Source organism: Anaerosporobacter sp. (assembly GCF_965301125.1).
The window spans coordinates 1-2,455 of the sequence record NZ_CBDLAM010000250.1 but is presented as its reverse complement, the minus strand read 5'-3'; the positions used below and the strand labels follow the sequence as shown (position 1 = coordinate 2,455).

Annotated in this window: 2 protein-coding genes; both read right to left on the bottom strand. The window is 31.3% G+C overall.

What is annotated here, in order from left to right:
• On the bottom strand, nt 1-1,168 hold a 1,168-nt coding region (locus tag ACW2QF_RS17995; protein WP_455717397.1), incomplete at its 3' end, for a cache domain-containing protein.
• Between the two features lie 186 nt (nt 1,169-1,354).
• Nucleotides 1,355-2,239 carry an aldose 1-epimerase family protein gene (locus ACW2QF_RS17990; RefSeq protein WP_455717396.1) on the bottom strand — a complete coding sequence of 295 codons (885 nt, stop codon included), beginning with the start codon at nt 2,237-2,239 and terminating at the stop codon, nt 1,355-1,357.
• Nucleotides 2,240-2,455 lie beyond the last annotated feature (216 nt).

Below are 2,455 nucleotides of genomic sequence, written 5' to 3'. Positions count from 1 at the left end.
CAATATGTTCATAGTTAGTGCGTAATTGTTCTTCTTTTACCATAAGTTTTTTATGTACAAAGGATAGCTCATCATAATTTGATTTGATAATATGTAGCATTTTGTTAAAGCTACGTGAGAGTTCACCAAATTCATCATTTGTCTTCACATTACATAATACAGTCAAGTCGCCATCAGCAGCTTGTTGCATGCAATCACGAAGATCTAGAATAGGACTTGTAAAGCTCTTAGCAATCTTTCTGCTAGAAATTAAGATAATAATAAGTAAAATAGTAATACTAATAAGTACAATCGTTATAGCATAGGAATAGACAGTTATTGAAAAATTAATATTTTGTGAAGCAACAAAGTACCAGTCTAAATCATCAATTAAATAGTAAGAATAGATATCTTTATTAAACCTACTTCCTACACTAAAATGTCCAGAAGAAGGCTGCTCTTTTATAGCAGATTTGAATTTTGAAACAAATGTGGAATTATCCTCATGTGAAGATTCAAAATTATGAGAGAAGAGATAATTACCATTGGTATCTGCTATAGATGCAAAATGGGATTGTCCTAGTTCGAGGTTATTAAGGTATTCATCAAAGAGCCTGACATCTATTGTGAGTATGATATAACCAATAATTTTATTGCTTTGATCTTGAAAGATTGGTGATCCAATATCGAAGTGGGGATTGTTTGCGTTTAAGTTAGGATAATAATCGGATGAAAGCGAGGCACAAGCAACATTCTTTGTTTTATTAATCTGTTGAATAATAGGATGAGCAGAATCTTTTTTGTCTATTTCTTGCTCTTTAGTAGAATTTATGATGACTCCATTCTTATCATATATGGAGAGTATTTGGTAATATTCATTTAGGTTTAGTTTTTGTTCTAAAACCTTTTGTAAATCTGTATATAGAATTTGATAATCGGTTTTATTAGCATTCTGTGAAATGGAACAGAAGTTAATAAGATCATTTTGTTTTGCTAAAAAGGACAATTCTGTTTCTTGCATCTTTAAAAGACGAGTGATGGTTTCAGAACTTGATTTGGCATTGGATTGTAATTCATTAATACGATCCGATTGATCTTTTTTTCCGTAAAAATATAAAGTAATCGTTGTAATGATTACAAATGGAATAATTGAAAAAATTATTAATATCGTGTTTAATTTGGACTTCATTACGACGCCACTCCTTATGTACTTCAAAATTTAAATAGAATAGATTTAATTCATAACAAATTAATCGTATAGGAGTATTTTAGCAAGAAAAATATGGGAAATCAAGAAAATAAATGTAGCAAAAAGAAAAAGATATAGGAAAATATACCTATAATCTTTAAGATATTAATATAAATATGATAATAATTAGATATCATCAATGGTTATTGTATAGGAAGAGTGGAATGTTTCACCCGGTTTGCAATGATTTCCCCAAACTCGATTTTCTAGAGTATCTGCATAAGTCTCACTATCACAACGTCCATACCAAGGTTCAATACAGACAAAAGGAGCATCTTTTTTAGCAGGAGACCATAGACCAAACAAAGGAGCATCAAAGTTTACTGTTACATAAGGCTTCTTACTTGGAGTTAATAGTGCAACAGAGTGTGCTTGATTATCTTCAATAATCAAAGCATCATCATCAAATAGATGTTCATGTATTGATAAAAGTGAGCCATCGATAGGAAGTTTCGTATCTCCTTCCTTCACAAGGCCATCTTCGTTAATTTTACGAATAGATAAAGGATTTGTTGTATCGAATTGAAGGTAATAATCGCTTTGTTTTTCTCCTTGTGCGAGAGGGCAATTAAAAGCTGGATGAGCACCAATTGAGAAATGCATCTCTTTTGTATCAGTATTTGTAACATCCCAAATAACTTGAATGGTATTGCCACTTAATTGATATGTAATATCAAGACAAAATGAAAATGGATATTGCTTCATTGTCTCAGGCGTTGACGTTAGTCTATGTTTAATTGAAGTTTCAGTAACTTCGATACATTCGAATTCCATATCTCTTGCAAAGCCATGTTGTGACATAGGATAATCTTTTCCATTGTAGTGAAAACTCTTTCCTTTAAGGCTTCCTACAATCGGAAATAAAACTGGTGAATGACGTTTCCAGTAAGTCTCATCAGCATTCCAAAGATAAGATTGTCCTGTTTGTGTGGAAACGATTGCACTTAGTTCAGCACCAAAGTCATTAACAGTAATAGATAAGAATTCATTTTTAAGTTCATGTTGTCCCATATGTATCCTCCTTATTATATGTAGTTATAGGCAATTGCGAAACTCAGTATATATTTTCTCAGTTTCTTGTCTAAGCAGCTATACTAGCATCAAAAAAGAGTCAGAATATTCTGACTCTTTAAACCTGTTTTTTAGGTAAACTTCAGTATATAGCTTACCATATATTAGAATAAATGTCTAGTATTAATTTTGCAACGCATGTATGATAGTAATCAC

What these genes read in the sequence shown, in the direction of transcription:
- ACW2QF_RS17990 (WP_455717396.1), bottom strand. Translation starts at nt 2,239, where the DNA reads ATGGGACAACATGAACTTAAAAATGAATTCTTATCTATTACTGTTAAT.